The following is a 13,241-nucleotide window of genomic DNA, read 5'->3' on the forward strand; positions in this document are numbered from 1 at the left end:
TCCGCGAAGATCGCCGCGATCGCCGGACCCGAGTCGATGAATCGTAGATCGATGGATCTACGATTCGTAGACCCTCACTCGAGCGGCTCGCAGCTCTGGGGCGAGGTCGCGACGACCTGCTCGGCGAGCGACTCGAGCGTCGCCGCGGGCCCGAAGTCGCAGCCCGGCGCGCGATAGGCGCCCGCGACCTCGTCCCACACGACGCGCACCGGACGCCCGTCGATCGCCAGGCGCGCGTCCTGTCGCTCGCCCTCCCAGCGCACCTCGTGCTCGCCGATCACGCGCGTGCGCGCGCCGCCGCACGCGGCCAGCACCGAGGCCACCCCGATCGCGATCACCGTCACGCGCCGCATGCCCGCTCGGGTACCGCGGTCGCGCGTCGAACGCCAGCTTTTTAGCCCCAGAGCGCGCTCGACGGAGGGACCAGCGTTCCGGCCTCGAAGCGCGCGCCACCGTCGCGATCACGCGCGAGCAGGATCGATCCATCGAGATCGATCCAGTCCGCGCGCGAGACCAACAGGCACGCGGGCGCGATCGCGAGCGACGTGCACACCATGCAACCGAGCGCGACCCGCAGGCCCGCGGCGCGCGCGGCGTCGATCGTCGCGATCGCGCCGGTGAGCCCGCCTGCCTTGTCGAGCTTCACGTTCACCGCGTCGTAGCGATCGGCGAGCGACGCGATGGTGCTCGCGTCGTGTGCGGACTCGTCGGCGCAGATCGGGATCGGCCGCGCGCGACCGCGCAGCGCGTGATCCTGTGCGGCAGGGAGCGGCTGCTCGAGCAGCGCGACGTCGAGCGCGGCGAGCCGAGGTGCGAGCGCGTCGTAGGTCGCCGTGTCCCAGCCCTCGTTCGCGTCGACCCAGAGCGTCGCGCGCGGCGCGGCATCACGCACCGCGCGGACGCGATCGAGATCGACTCCGTCGCCCGCGAGCTTGAGCTTGAGGAGCGGGCGATCGAGCGCGCGCGCCGCGCTCGCCATGCGCTCGGGCGTGTCGATCGAGATCGTCGTCGCGGTCACGAACGGCGCCGGCACGTCGAGGCCCGCGAGCTCCGCGACGCTGCGGCCCGTGCGCTTCGCCTCGAGATCCCAGAGCGCGCAGTCGATCGCGCTGCGCGCGGCACCGCGCACCGTGAGCGATGCTCGGTCGAGCACGCGCTCCGACTCGATCGCGGCGATCACGCTCGCCGTGGTCTCGCCGTAGCGCGCATAGGGCACGCACTCGCCGCGACCGACGTTCGGGCCGTCGGCGATCTCGACGACGACCACCTCGGCCTCGGTCTTCGCACCGCGCGCGATGGTGAACGTGCCCGCGATCGGCCAGCGCTCGGCGCGGACCGCGAGCTTCATGCGCGCTTGCCGCGCCGCGCCTCGATCGCGCGCGCCGCGATGCCGCCGAGCACGATCGACACGACCGGCATGAACGCGCGGCCGATCGCGAACCATGCGGGCAGGCCGCGCGCCTCGTCGCTGCTGACCATCCCGAAGAACCCGATGATCCCGCCGAGCACCGCGGCGTGCGCGATCGGCGCCCAGCCCGCGAGGCGCGCAGTGATCAGGCCCGCGATGATCCCGTTCGGCAGCATGCCCGCGAGCCACATCGCGAGGCCTCGCTCGGTCGGCTGCGCGCCCTCGGTCGACGGGATGTCGCCCGGCATCATCGACGCGAGCACGCCGAGGAAGAGCTGACCGAGCACGAACAAGGTGATCCACCCCGCGACGACCGCGAGCACGCTGCGGATCGGCGTGCCCTTGGGCTCGCCGCCCGCGGGGACCGTCGTGGTCGAGCGCTCGGTGCTCATCGACGGATACGCAGGCCTTCGAGCACGAGATCGATGAGCGTGCTCGCGACCTGCGGGGGCGGCGCGTCGAGGCGACCGTGGAGGAAGCCGAGCGCGAGCTGCTCGGTCGCGCCGACCACCGCGAGCGCGGAGATGCGCGGGTCGGACACGCGCAGGAGCTCCTTCTGCACCGCGATCTCGGTGAGCTTCACCGCGCTCTTCTCGATATCGAGCGCGAGCGCGCGGATCGGTGCGCGGGCGCCGTGACCAGGCGCGCGGTTCTCCTGCAGGTAGAGCCGCACCACGTCGAGGTAGCCGACCGCGACGGGGATCAGGTCGCGCGCGAGCCCCTGGTACGCCTGGAACAGCGAGTCGCGATCGTTCGCGGCGCTCAATGCGTCCTCGCAGCGCTGCATCGCGGCGCGCACGAGCGTCGACACCGGCTCGAAGATCGCGTCGACGAGCTCGGTCTTGTCCTCGAAGTAGCGGTAGAAGCTGCCCTTCGCGACGTCGGCCTCGCGCGCGATGTCGTCGATCGTGACGGCCTCGACGCCCTTCTCGAGGAAGAGCGCGAGCGCGGCATGCGCGATCGCTTGCGTGCGCTGCTTGCGGTTGACGTCGCGCTTGCCGCCCGGCGGGCCGGGCCGCTCTTTCGGCGCGCGCTTCACGGCCACCGCGGCGACGCCCTCTTCCTGCGGCGATCCCGACGCCCGAATCGCACGCGCCGAAGTCCGACTGGACACGGCGCCTGGGATGTCACATAAAAGGATGACTGTCCGGTCATCGTTTTCTGGGACGAGGCCGAGCGAGGGAGGTGCGTGGTGATCGGGATTCCTCTCGGGCTGCTCTACGCGAACGCGAGCGAGTGGGTGATCCACAAGTACGTCCTTCACGAGCGCGGCCGGAAGAAGGGCGGCTTCTGGCAATTCCACTGGGTCGAGCACCACCGGAACGTGCGCCTGCACGGGCACTACGATCCCGAGTACCAGCGCTCGGTGTTCGGCTGGCACGCGCAGGGCAAAGAAGCGCTGATGCTCACGCTCGGCGCGGCCGCGCATCTGCCGCTCTTCCCGATCGCGCCGTTCTTCACCGCGACGGTGGTGTTCAGCGCGATCGACTACTACCGGAAGCACAAGCGCTCGCACATGGACCCGGAGTGGGCGCGCGAGCACCTGCCCTGGCACTACGACCATCACATGGGGCCCGATCAGGACAAGAACTGGTGCGTGACGCATCCGTGGTTCGACATCCTGATGGGCACGCGCGTGCCGTACGTCGGCACGCAGCGCGAGCTCGAGGATCGCGCGCGCATGCAGAAGGCGATGGAGCGTCGCAAGCAGCGCGCGGCCGAGAAGGCGCAGCAGGCGGAGCCGAGCGAGAGCGCGCCGATCGAGGCTGAGCCCGCAAGCGCGTGACACGCGGGGCGCGCGCTGGTAGACGCGCGTCTCGTGCGCAGGCTCGCTCTCGGATCGATCGCGGCGATCGCGATCGCAGCATGCGGTGGTGAGGAGCGCCAAGGCGCGCCGCCACCGCCGCGAGAGGCGACGACGTCGCCCGCGCCGCGGCACGATCCGCGCTTCGTCGCGTCGTGCCGTGCGAGCGAGCCGACGCGGTTCGCGAGCGGTCTGCCGCGGGTGCGCGGCGTCGCGATCGCGGTGGGCGACACGTCGCAGACGATCGTGGTCGACGGGGACGCGGGCGCGATCTCGGCGATCGCGTCGCGTGTGGTCGAGGGCGCGACGCCGCAGCCGATCGCGATGCCGGGCTCGGAGGGGCTCTTCGCGCTCGAAGCGATCGACGGAGAGCGCTTCGTGGTGATCACGCGGGGCGCGTGCCCCGAGGGACACCAGGCGACCCATTGTCTCGCGGCGCGCCTGCTCGGGCCCGATGCGGGCGTGCGATCGGAGCCCGCCATCATCGAGCTGCCCGGCGCGCTGCGCACGGTGCGCGTGGGCGCGAGCGGCGAGACGGTGTGGATCGCGCGGACCACGGCGGGCGCGCAGCCGGCGCTCGATCGCATCGTGGCGGGCGAGGGATCGCTCGAGGTGACGACGCGCGAGCTCGGCGAGGGCATCGACGCCCGCGAGCAAGCGACGGAGATCCTCGGGCTCGCGGTGTCGGGCGGGAGCTGGGCGGTGCTGTGGCGGCACGGCGCGGCGGAGGACGCGACGAGCGGTGTCGTGCTCTCGACGCAGCTCGACGAGCACGACGTGGAGGCGCTGCACGAGGCGCTCGTGCTCGAGTCGTTCCAGTGGTACGCGGGCGCGCTCTCGGTGATCGCGGCGTTCGAGTTCGCGCGGCCGATCTTCGTGCGCATCGGCGCGGACGGAGAGGTCCGCGGCGACGTGCGCGCGGTGCCGCCGGGCGAAGCGCCGCCGCAGCCGTTCGCGACCCGGAGGACCGCGGCGATCGTGGGCAGCGGCGAGCGTCTGGAGCTCGAGGTGCGCGACGGAGCGGGCGATGCGATCGCGCCGCGGGTGGCGATCGAGGGCGCGTTCGTGGCGGACGTCGCGCGGCGCGGGGACTCGTTCGTGGTGGCGTACGTGCGGCGCGACGGCGGGTTGGTGATCGAGACCCGCGACGTGACCTGCGCCGCGGCGCGTTGATCGAGATCCGAGCGATTGCTCGGATTCGCGTCACTCCCCGCCGGGCGGCCGTTCGCCGAGGTTGCAGCCCGCGCCCCAGTTGGGCTCCAGCGGGTAACGCTCGCAGAAGATCTCGACGACTCGCCCCTGCCACGCGATCTCGCCCTCGATCATCGCGGTGTTGCACGCGGTGCCGGCGCGCGTGCGCACCTCGACCAGACCGCCGCCGAGGATCTCGGGGCGGCGCGCGTGGCGCACCTCGTTCGTGATCGTGTCCGAGCTCCGCACGTCCTCGAGGCGCTCTGCTGCGTCGGGCGCGATGTCGCGCTGCACGCCGCGGTAGCCGCCGATCCAGCTGCGTGCGGGCGCGGGCGCGCCGTCGTCGCAGCCCTCGAGCGCAGGACGCCAGAGATCGCGCCCCGCGCTGCGCACCGCGTCGATCTCGGCGCGCGTGCGCGCGTGGATCCAGAGGAACCCACCGAAGAGCGTCGCGAGCAGCACCGCGACCATCGCGCCCTCGGTGTGCACGCCGCCGCGCGTGTCGCGCAGCAGCGATCGCGCGCTCGGGCGTCTTCGCTTGTCGTCAATGGAGCGCATCACGTGCTGCCCAGAGATCGTCGGTGATGTCGGCGCACGCGCCGCCACACTCCGGCAGCACCGTGCTGCGGAGCCACTCTTCGTACTGCGGATCCGTGATCGCGGGATCGGCCGAGCCGCCCGTCGGGAAGCGCCAGCGGCGCAGGCGGGCGCGCCACTCGGTGCGGAACGCTTCTTCCTCGACCGAGTGCTCCGCGAGATCGTCGGCGCGGTTCGCGAGATGCCACGTCGAGTAGTACTCGGCCTGCGCGACGACGACGCTCGCGACCGTGCCCATCTCGCTCGTCGATCCGCGCCCCACGTCGACCCATCGCGTGCTGAAGATGCGCGCGACGTTCACGCCCTGCTCGAGCACGCGCAGGCGCGGGCTGTCGCCGATCGCGATCACGCGCACCTGATAGGGCTCGGTGCCGATCGGTCGGTTCGCGGGCGCGGGGACGTACGCATCGACGCCCTCGACCTCGGGGCAGTACGGCAGGTCGCGACCGATGCGCGCGTTGTCCTCGCCGATGATGCGATACGCCATGTCGAGGCCCATCGCGATCTCCGCGAGGCGATGCGTGTGGAGGTTCGCGAGCGCGCAGAACGCGGCCGTGCCCGAGGGCACCGCGGCCATCGGTCGGCGCACGAAGAAGCCGTGCCGCAGGTCGCGACCGAGGCGCGACCGCAGCACGCTCTCGACCTCTTCGGCCGCGAGCCGCGGGGTCTCGCGCGCGACCGCGTCGGCGGCATCGGTGCCGCGTCGCAGCTCCTCGACGAGCTGCGGCTGCATCGTCGCGCGCGCGCCCGAATAGCGGTCGAGCAGCTGGCGACAGAACCCGTCGGGCGCGGGGTACTCGCTGCGCGGATTGCCCTCGCCGGTGATGATGCCGAAGCGCACGCAGAGATCGGCCGCGCTCTCGGTGAGCGTCGCGCCTGCGAGCACCGCGAGCGAGACCGAGCTCGCCGCGTTCACCGTGGCGATCGCGTTCATGCTCGTCGCGTGACCGACCGCCGCGGAGAACGCGGCCTCGTCGGCCGCCTGCTGCATGCGCTCCTGGTATGCGACGGTCGCGCCCACGCCCGCGAGCGCGTAGAGCGCGCCCACGAGGAACACGGCCATGAAGAGGCCGACCACCATGATCGCGCCGCCCTCGTCGCGCAGGAGCGATGCGCGGCTATGCTGCGCGGCGATGCAGGATCGACGCGTCGCGATCGTCGGCGCTGCGCTGATGACGTCGGCGATGATCGCGATCGCGTGGATCGGGACGCGCGAGCGCGCACCGGTGCGCGACGACGACGTGGGGCTCGGCGCGCTCGGGGCGCAGCTGCTCGACGGTGCGATGCTCGATCCCGAGGGCCCGCGCGCGACGCGCTTCCGGCTCAACGGCGTCGCGGTGAGCGCGCTCGCGGGACGCAGCGCGGGGACGTTCGATCGCGCGCTCGACGTGGCGCGCGCCGCGTGCGCATCGCCGCCGATCGATCCGCTCGCGCTCGCCGAGGCCATGCGCGCGCCCTCAGTCATGGCGTCGGCTCCTTCCGAGACGTCGGGGATCACCAGCGTGATCCAGGACGATCGCGGGTTCGTGGTGTGCCTCGATCGCGCGTCGAGCGGCGCGATGCGCTACGCGTACGCGCGACGCGATCCGAGCGGCGTGCGCTTCGTGATCGTGTGGACGGACGCCGCGGTTCGTTACGCCGATCTCGCACACGCCGACACCCGGGGCGACGACGTGCCCGAGCTCCCGCTGCCGGACGGCGCGCGCCGCCGCTTCAGCTTCGTGCGCGAGGACGGGCGCGATCAGATGGTGATCTACGACGTGCACGAGGATCCCGAGGCGCTCGAGCGATGGGCGCGCGACGCGCTCCCCTCGCGCGGCTGGAGCGCACCCGTCGCGTCGGGCACGGAGCTGGGCGCGCGTATGCTCGTCGCCGATCGCGGCGCGCGGCGCGTGCACCTCGTGCTGCGCGACGACGGAACGCTGGTGGCGATCGCAGGCGCTCACGGGGTCCCCCAGTCGCCCTCGCCGTAGTCCATGTCGCCGACGTGCAAGGTGCCCCAGTCGTCGGCCTCGATCGGGCGGCGACCGCTGGTGCAGATCAGCCGCCGCACGACCGGCACGCGACACGCGAAGCCGTGCGTGATGCGCACGCGCACCTCGGGCGGGACGGTGTCGGCGCTCGGGCGGTGCACGCGCACGTCGATCGTCGTCGCCGCGCGCACCGCGTCGGCGCGCATCGCGAGATCGGGCGTGCCCAGCGCGTCGGCGATGCTGTCTCCATCACGCGGCTCGATCGAGGCGATCACCGTCATCGCCGCGAGCTCGATCGCCGCGCGTCGCGAGAGCGTGCGCCGGCGCGGCGGCGAGGACGCATCGTCGCGTCGCGCGAGCTGCTCCGCGAGCTCGTCGGCGGTCGCGCTGCGTCCGTCGATCACGAGCCGCGGCTCGCCCTCGTAGTAACGAGGGTCGTCGTCGAGCACGACCATCGCGGAGCGCACGGCGCGGTGCGCTGCGTGCTGAACGACCAGGTTTCCCGCGTAGAGCAGGCCGATCTGCACGAGCCCGAGGAAGAGCGTGAGGATCGGAACGAACGCGAGCAGGAACTCGACGTACGCCGCGCCCTCTTCGCTGCCCCACCGCCGCATCACGGCACCGGCGACGTGACCGCCTCGCGGATCGAGGCGTGATAGAGGACGAGCGGGATCGCGACCGTCGCGATCGCGAACGCGGTCACGAGCGAGACGAGCACGAGCACTGCGAGGTACTCGAGCTGGTACGCGCCGCGCTCGTCCCGATGCAGCGTGGGCTCGCCCGGCGCTCGACGCGTCTTGCTCCGGCGCATCGTCATCGCAGCCTCTCGATCCCGCCGCCGCCACGACGACCGCGACGGCGACGCGAGGGCTCGGCCGACGCGACCGACTCTTCGCGCGGGGCCTCGAACGGGCGAGACCAGTAGAAGACTTCGTCCTCCGCGCCGATCGTGAAGCGCTGCTCGGGGCTCGGCGGCGCGAGCTCGGGGTGCGCCGACGTGTCGATGCGCACCACGAAGCGCTGCCCCGGAGGCTGCTGCAGCGCGACGTGCGCGAGCCCTGCGACGTCGGTGCGCGCGACCACGTGGCCGTCGACCTGCACGTCGAGATCGGGGCGTCCCGCGTCGACCACCACGACCACGTCGCGAACGCGTCGATCGCAGCGCACCTCGAATTCGAGCGGCGGGGTGGACGCCCGTCCTTCCGCGTCGCGTCGCGACCACGCGCGCAGCCGTCCACGCAGGTGCTCGGGGCGCGCGCGCAGATCCTCGGGACAGCGCGCGACCAGCTCGAGCGTCGCGCCCTCGGGCCGCTCCGCGTCGAGGCGCAGCGTGCCGTCCTCGCCGGTCTCGCCGATCATCACGCCGCTCTCGGTGATCGCGACGCCGGAGATCGGCGCCCCGTCGCGCGACGCGCGCACCACGACGCGATGCGATCCGTGCTGCGCGGCATCGCAGCCGATCAGCGCGAGCAGCGCGACGATGCCGATCACGCGCCTCATCGCTGCGCCCTCTCCGCGAGGATGCGCGCGGCGATCGCGTACGCGCGCTGGTGCGGCGCGCGCGCCGCGAGGGTCGCGTAGATCTCGCTCGCCTCCGCGAGACGTCCGCTCGCGAGGTGCTCGGCGGCCTGGCGCTCCAGCGTGTCGAGGCGCGTCGTCGGATCGACCTCGGCTGCGCGCGGCACCACGGCATCGGGCGTCGCCGTCGCGTCGCCCGCCTCGACGACCACGCGCAGCGGACCGCCCGTCGCGACCGCGCCCGAGGTGACGAAGTGCGCGACGATCACGCCGACGCCGAGCGCCATCGCCGCGCCGACCACGATGCGCCCGACGATCTCGAGCGCGCTGGGGCGCGTGCGCGCCGCAGGGAAGCGCAGCGTCGACACGCTCGGGCCGCCCTCTTCGATCGGCGTGGTGATCACGGTCTCGGGGAGCCCGAACGTGCGCGTCGGCACGTTGGCGAGCGGCGCGGGCTCCTCCTCGACCTCCGCGATCACCGTCGGAGGCAGCGTGAGCGCAGGCGGCTCTTCGGGGACCGGCTTCGCAGGTGACGACGCGGGCGGCGGCTCGGCGACCGTCGTCTCGTCGTGGAACTCGACGTCCTCGGAGTCGGCGAGCGGATCCGTCGTCGGCTCTTTCACGTCAGAACCCGGCATCGAGCCCCCGGATCACGAAGGGCGCCATCAGCACCACGAGGATGCTGCACATGACGAGCACGAGCGGCAGCATCATCAGCACCGCGGCGCGCGACGCGGCCTCCTCACCCTGCACGCTGCGACGCATGCGCAGCGTCGCGGCCTGCTGCTTGAGCGTGTCGGCGAGCGGCGTGCCCTTCTCCTCGGCCTGCTGGATCGCGCCCACGAAATTGCGCACCGGCTCGATCGGCACGCGCGCCGCGAGCTCGTCGAGCGCGCGACGCCGGGTGACACCGAGCGACATCTGCCGCGTCACGTACGCGAGCTCCTCGGTGAGCGCCTCCTGCTGCTTGCTCCCGGTCGCGATCACCTGCGCGATCGCCGCGACGAAATCGAGCCCCGCGCTCATCGCGAGCGCGATCAGATCGACCGCGCCGGGCAGCGAGCGATCGATCTCGCGCTGACGTCGCGCCGCCGTCGCGCTCACGTGCTGGAACGGCAGGTACACGCCGAGCGCGGCCGCGAACGGCACGATCGTCCCCGGCAGATCGGTGATGCGCACCATCACCGCGGCGCCCGTCGTCGCGAGCACCACGCCGAGGATCGCCAGCGCGAGCAGCTCGTCCACGTCGTAGCCGCTCCAGTCGCCGGCCTCGCGCAGCGACTTCTCGAGCCGCACCCGCGGCCCCGCGAAGGGCAGGTGCCGCGTCCACCGCGCGAGCCAGCGCACGACGGGATCCATCGTCGCGAGGAACCCACCGCGCGCGAGCAGCTCGCGCCGCCGCAGACCGCGCATGCCGAGCAGCACCGGACCGCGCACCGGCTCGGTCGCGAGCCCCCCCGCGACGAGCCCGAGCCCGCCGGCGAGCAGCAAGATCGCAGCGAACGCGCTGAGACCGATCATCGCTACAGGCTCACGTCCAGGATGCGGCGCGCGAGCACGACCGCGGCCAGCCACAGACCCGCCGCGACCAACGTCGCGAGCAGTCCGACCGTCGTCGACGAGAGCGGCTCGAGCCACGCCGAGTCGATGCGATGGATCGCGAAGAGCACGACGAACGGGATCGCGAGCATCACGTACGCCTGCATGCGGCTCTCCGACGTCTTCGCGTCGAGCACGCCCTGCAGGCGCGTCATCTCGCGCAGGCCCGCCGAGGTCTCCTCGAGGATCGCCGGGAGATCACCGCCGGTCTGACGTCCCACCAGCAGCGCGGCGAGCGCGCTCGTCACCAGCGGGCTCGCGATGCGATCCGAGAAGTCGAGCAGCGCGCGATCGAGCGGCAGGCCGAGGCGCGTCTGCTTGAGCAGCGTGTCGACCTCCTCCGCGATCGGGCCCCGCACCACGTCGGTCGTGACCGCGAGCGCTTCGCCCAGCGAGGGCGTCGATCGCAGCGCGTTCGCGAGCGAGCCCAGCCACGTCTCGAGCTGCCCCTCGATCGTCGCGATGCGCTGCGCGCGACGACGCGCGAGCATCACCCGCGCGAGCACCACGCCGCAGATCGCGATCGCGAGCCAGAGCGCGTCCTGCACCGCCGCGCCGATCGCGCCCGCGACCATCGCGAGCACCTGCAGCGCGAGATACGCGTCGCCGCCGATCCGTGCGCGCACGAATCGCAGTTCCGCGTCGTCCTTCGCCGCGCGCTCGTTCCACGCGCGGCGCAGCGGGCTGTCGCCGCCGGCGATCGTGCCGCCCACGAAGAGCGCGAGCCCGATGCTCGACGCGATCACACCGATCCACAGCCAGAGCGCGGACACGCCGCCTTCCGCCACCGTCGTCATCACCGCCGCCGTCTCTACCGTCGCTCCGCGCGCGCCAGATCGTCGCTCGATCGCGAGGGCAGACCCTGGACGATCGTGATGTCGTCGGGGTTGCGCAGCACCAGCATCAGCTCGCCGCGCGCGGCCGCCACGGCGAGCGTCTGGCTCTGCTCGAGCGTCATGCTCAGCGTCACCTGACCCGCGCGCGTGGTGCCCTGACGATCGCGCCGCAGATCCGCGCCGATGTCCGCGCCCGTCGCGAGGACGAGCGCGTTCTGCAGGATCGTCGACGCGACGTCGTGGTTGCCCTCGCGCGTCGTGAGCACGACGTCGACGCGATCGCCGGGCCTCAAGAGCCCGCCGAACGTCGATGTCGCGTCCGCCTCGATGCTCACCGCGCGCTGTCCGTCGCGCACCAGGCTCGAGAGATCGCGATGCTCCTCCGACGTCACGAGATCGGACCACAGGAGCGTCTCGCCCGCGCGCAGCGCGCTGGACACGCGCACGCCGACGACACGCGGCACGTCGGCGCCGCGCACGTGGCGCTGCTCGACGTAGCGCTCGGGCATGTCCTGCGTCGCGAGCGCGTCCTCGCGCAGCGGAGTCCCGAGCGGCACGTCGCGCGTCACGACCGCGACCTGCACGTACGCGCCGCCCGTCACGTGCTGCTCGTACTGCTGCATGTAGACGAAGAGGCACCCGGCCCCGAGCGCCATGCACACCACGCCCGCGACCACCGCTCTGCTGCGCTGCGCAGCAGGCTCGTTGCGGGCGTTCGACTCGACTCGTCCCGACACGATCCCAGTGACCTCCTCGAGCGGTGCAGCGTACTCACGTCACGCGCATCACGCGCGTGAGAACGTTGGTGCGCGATCTCTTCAGAGAGACATGCACTCACCACAGCTCGACCAGCCCGACGCGGTGCACGCGCACCGCTCGTACTGATTCGCGCCGCACGCGCGGAAGCCCATCATTCCCGCGCACACGTCGTTGTCGAGGAGCTCGTCGGTGCAGGTCGGGGCGCCGGGCTCGCACGTCGTCGTACCACCCCCACACCACGGCAGCGTTCCGCTCATCGAGCCCAGCGATCCCTCGGCGAGCGTGATCGGATCCCACTGGTGCCCGTGCGACCAGTCGAAGCCCGCGCCGAACGCGTTCGCCGCGAGCTCGAGCTCGACGCCGAGCTGCGCCTCGCACGACCACGGCAGCTCCACGTTCCACGCGCAGCCCGCGGTCTCCGACGTGAACTCGACGCCGAGCGTGCCGGTGAGATCGACCGTGCCCGTCGCGCCGAGATCGACGTCGGCCGGGCCCACCGAGAAGTCCCATCCGACCTGCAGGCGCAGCTGGAGGCCCGCGGTGATGCTGCCGCTCGCCGAGAGCGATCCCGCGCGCGACGTCGTCACCTCGGCGAAGGGCTCGAACTCGAACGTCGGTCCGTCGACGTGATTCTCGCCGTCCTTCACGCCGAACTCCGCGTGCGCGCTCGCCTCCGCGCCCGCCTCGGCGGTGATCTCGCCCGCGTCCGCCGCCGCGCTGAACGAGCCGTTCAGGATCGGCACCGCGCTCAGCGTGACCGGCACCGGGCCGACCGCGAACGCCGCGAGCTTCACCTCGGGCGCGGTCCCGCCCCCGAGCAGCGCCGCGAAGTCCGCGTCGCAGGTGAGCTGCGCACCGCCGGTGCCCGACAGGCGCATGCCTGCGCGCAGCGAGCCGTCGACCACGAAGTACGCATCGGGCTCGAACGAGACCGAGCCGATGCTCGGCGGCCAGACGCTCGGCCCATCGATGTCGATGCCGTGATCGAACTCGAGGCTCGCGGTCAGATCGGTCTCGAGGAAGGGCCCGGCGAAGAGCGTCCCGCCGTACTCGGCGGTGCACCCCGCGGTGTCGGTGCCGAAGCTGCGCCCGCCCGTGATCTCGCAGGGCGTCGTGTCCATGCAGCCGCCGCCGAGCGACTCGGTCGCGACGCCCGGCTCCGCGACCGTCGGCTGATCGACGCGGTGCGGGCGGTAGTGGAAGAGGAAGTGGAGCTGCCGGTAGTACTCGGGCAGCGCGGCCTGGCGCGTCATCGCGACGACGCGCCCATCGGGCTGCACCTCGAGCGAGGTGATGCGACGGAGATAGCCGTCGGTCGTGTTGCCCGCGACGACGTGATCGACGCGCAGCGGCGACGCTCCGTCGAACTCGAACACCAGCCGATCCTCGAGCACCTCGACGGACTCGAACGCGTCGAGCGACTCGACGTCGAGCGCGTCGGCCGTCTCCTCGAGCTCGAGGATCTCGATCCACGATCCGCTCGCCGGTGGGCCGACCTCGTTGCTGCAGCCGAAGAGCGACAGCGCGATCGCCGCCACCATCACTCGTCCGAGATT

The 13,241-nt window shown here is 72.5% G+C and carries 17 protein-coding genes; 3 read left to right on the plus strand and 14 right to left on the minus strand.

From position 1 onward, the window contains the following. Nucleotides 1-74: 74 nt before the first annotated feature. The 4 genes from I5071_RS04730 to I5071_RS04745 are packed head-to-tail and all read right to left on the minus strand — an operon-like array spanning nt 75 to nt 2,657. On the minus strand, nt 75-353 hold the full coding sequence (locus tag I5071_RS04730) for a hypothetical protein (protein WP_236604183.1): 279 nt from the start codon (nt 351-353) through the stop codon (nt 75-77). Nucleotides 354-394: 41 nt separating this feature from the next. Further along, complete coding sequence (gene dgcA, locus I5071_RS04735; protein ID WP_236604184.1) at nt 395-1,348, minus strand: N-acetyl-D-Glu racemase DgcA; 954 nt, start codon at nt 1,346-1,348, stop codon at nt 395-397. Beyond that, a complete protein-coding gene (locus I5071_RS04740; protein WP_236604185.1) occupies nt 1,345-1,800 on the minus strand; it encodes a hypothetical protein in 456 nt (151 codons plus the stop codon). Before I5071_RS04740 ends, dgcA begins: the two co-directional genes overlap by 4 nt. Next, nucleotides 1,797-2,657, minus strand: coding sequence for a TetR/AcrR family transcriptional regulator (locus tag I5071_RS04745; RefSeq protein WP_236604186.1), 861 nt, complete (start codon nt 2,655-2,657; stop codon nt 1,797-1,799). Before I5071_RS04745 ends, I5071_RS04740 begins: the two co-directional genes overlap by 4 nt. On the opposite strand from I5071_RS04745, the gene I5071_RS04750 reads away from it, so the two are divergent. After that, nucleotides 2,601-3,194 carry a hypothetical protein gene (locus I5071_RS04750; RefSeq protein WP_236604187.1) on the plus strand — a complete coding sequence of 198 codons (594 nt, stop codon included), beginning with the start codon at nt 2,601-2,603 and terminating at the stop codon, nt 3,192-3,194. The two genes, I5071_RS04745 and I5071_RS04750, sit on opposite strands and share 57 nt — an antisense overlap. 33 nt (nt 3,195-3,227) lie before the next feature. Further along, complete coding sequence (locus tag I5071_RS04755) at nt 3,228-4,385, plus strand: hypothetical protein (protein WP_236604188.1); 1,158 nt, start codon at nt 3,228-3,230, stop codon at nt 4,383-4,385. Between the two features lie 30 nt (nt 4,386-4,415). On the opposite strand, the gene I5071_RS04760 is transcribed toward I5071_RS04755, so the two are convergent. Together I5071_RS04760 and I5071_RS04765 are read right to left on the minus strand one after the other, a co-directional pair. After that, a complete protein-coding gene (locus I5071_RS04760; protein WP_236604189.1) occupies nt 4,416-4,964 on the minus strand; it encodes a hypothetical protein in 549 nt (182 codons plus the stop codon). After that, nucleotides 4,948-6,081 (minus strand): hypothetical protein, encoded by a 1,134-nt coding sequence (locus tag I5071_RS04765; protein WP_236604190.1) that lies wholly within the window; start codon nt 6,079-6,081, stop codon nt 4,948-4,950. The genes I5071_RS04760 and I5071_RS04765 overlap by 17 nt, the downstream gene beginning before the upstream one ends. Before the next feature lie 52 nt (nt 6,082-6,133). Here I5071_RS04765 and I5071_RS04770 point away from each other — a divergent pair, with 52 nt between their 5' ends. Continuing rightward, a complete protein-coding gene (locus I5071_RS04770) occupies nt 6,134-6,973 on the plus strand; it encodes a hypothetical protein (protein ID WP_236604191.1) in 840 nt (279 codons plus the stop codon). Here I5071_RS04770 and I5071_RS04775 read toward each other — a convergent pair. From I5071_RS04775 to I5071_RS04810, 8 genes are all read right to left on the minus strand, one after another. Next, a complete protein-coding gene (locus I5071_RS04775) occupies nt 6,943-7,587 on the minus strand; it encodes a TadE/TadG family type IV pilus assembly protein (RefSeq protein ID WP_236604192.1) in 645 nt (214 codons plus the stop codon). The genes I5071_RS04770 and I5071_RS04775 overlap by 31 nt on opposite strands. Further along, entirely contained in the window at nt 7,587-7,790 is a 204-nt protein-coding gene (locus I5071_RS04780; RefSeq protein WP_236604193.1) for a hypothetical protein, read from the minus strand. Before I5071_RS04780 ends, I5071_RS04775 begins: the two co-directional genes overlap by 1 nt. Next, nucleotides 7,787-8,473 (minus strand): hypothetical protein, encoded by a 687-nt coding sequence (locus I5071_RS04785; RefSeq protein ID WP_236604194.1) that lies wholly within the window; start codon nt 8,471-8,473, stop codon nt 7,787-7,789. The genes I5071_RS04780 and I5071_RS04785 overlap by 4 nt, the downstream gene beginning before the upstream one ends. Then, entirely contained in the window at nt 8,470-9,114 is a 645-nt protein-coding gene (locus I5071_RS04790; protein ID WP_236604195.1) for a hypothetical protein, read from the minus strand. Before I5071_RS04790 ends, I5071_RS04785 begins: the two co-directional genes overlap by 4 nt. A 1-nt stretch (nt 9,115) precedes the next feature. After that, complete coding sequence (locus I5071_RS04795) at nt 9,116-10,012, minus strand: type II secretion system F family protein (RefSeq protein ID WP_236604196.1); 897 nt, start codon at nt 10,010-10,012, stop codon at nt 9,116-9,118. Between the two features lie 2 nt (nt 10,013-10,014). After that, on the minus strand, nt 10,015-10,887 hold the full coding sequence (locus tag I5071_RS04800) for a type II secretion system F family protein (RefSeq protein ID WP_236604197.1): 873 nt from the start codon (nt 10,885-10,887) through the stop codon (nt 10,015-10,017). Between the two features lie 14 nt (nt 10,888-10,901). Further along, the gene (gene cpaB / locus I5071_RS04805; protein ID WP_236604198.1) at nt 10,902-11,663 is read right to left on the minus strand and encodes a Flp pilus assembly protein CpaB; all 762 of its coding nucleotides are present in this window, start codon (nt 11,661-11,663) and stop codon (nt 10,902-10,904) included. A gap of 81 nt (nt 11,664-11,744) precedes the next feature. Beyond that, a complete protein-coding gene (locus I5071_RS04810) occupies nt 11,745-13,226 on the minus strand; it encodes a hypothetical protein (protein WP_236604199.1) in 1,482 nt (493 codons plus the stop codon). Nucleotides 13,227-13,241: the final 15 nt, after the last annotated feature.

It is taken from the genome of Sandaracinus amylolyticus (assembly GCF_021631985.1).
In the GTDB taxonomy this organism is placed as follows: Bacteria; Myxococcota_A; Polyangia; order Polyangiales; family Sandaracinaceae; genus Sandaracinus; species Sandaracinus amylolyticus_A.

What these genes read in the sequence shown, in the direction of transcription:
- I5071_RS04765 (WP_236604190.1), bottom strand. Translation starts at nt 6,081, where the DNA reads ATGGTGGTCGGCCTCTTCATGGCCGTGTTCCTCGTGGGCGCGCTCTAC.
- I5071_RS04780 (WP_236604193.1), bottom strand. Translation starts at nt 7,790, where the DNA reads ATGACGATGCGCCGGAGCAAGACGCGTCGAGCGCCGGGCGAGCCCACG.
- dgcA (WP_236604184.1), bottom strand. Translation starts at nt 1,348, where the DNA reads ATGAAGCTCGCGGTCCGCGCCGAGCGCTGGCCGATCGCGGGCACGTTC.
- I5071_RS04795 (WP_236604196.1), bottom strand. Translation starts at nt 10,012, where the DNA reads ATGATCGGTCTCAGCGCGTTCGCTGCGATCTTGCTGCTCGCCGGCGGG.
- I5071_RS04770 (WP_236604191.1), top strand. Translation starts at nt 6,134, where the DNA reads ATGCAGGATCGACGCGTCGCGATCGTCGGCGCTGCGCTGATGACGTCG.
- I5071_RS04785 (WP_236604194.1), bottom strand. Translation starts at nt 8,473, where the DNA reads ATGAGGCGCGTGATCGGCATCGTCGCGCTGCTCGCGCTGATCGGCTGC.
- I5071_RS04740 (WP_236604185.1), bottom strand. Translation starts at nt 1,800, where the DNA reads ATGAGCACCGAGCGCTCGACCACGACGGTCCCCGCGGGCGGCGAGCCC.
- I5071_RS04810 (WP_236604199.1), bottom strand. Translation starts at nt 13,226, where the DNA reads ATGGTGGCGGCGATCGCGCTGTCGCTCTTCGGCTGCAGCAACGAGGTC.
- I5071_RS04775 (WP_236604192.1), bottom strand. Translation starts at nt 7,587, where the DNA reads ATGCGGCGGTGGGGCAGCGAAGAGGGCGCGGCGTACGTCGAGTTCCTG.
- I5071_RS04730 (WP_236604183.1), bottom strand. Translation starts at nt 353, where the DNA reads ATGCGGCGCGTGACGGTGATCGCGATCGGGGTGGCCTCGGTGCTGGCC.
- I5071_RS04800 (WP_236604197.1), bottom strand. Translation starts at nt 10,887, where the DNA reads ATGACGACGGTGGCGGAAGGCGGCGTGTCCGCGCTCTGGCTGTGGATC.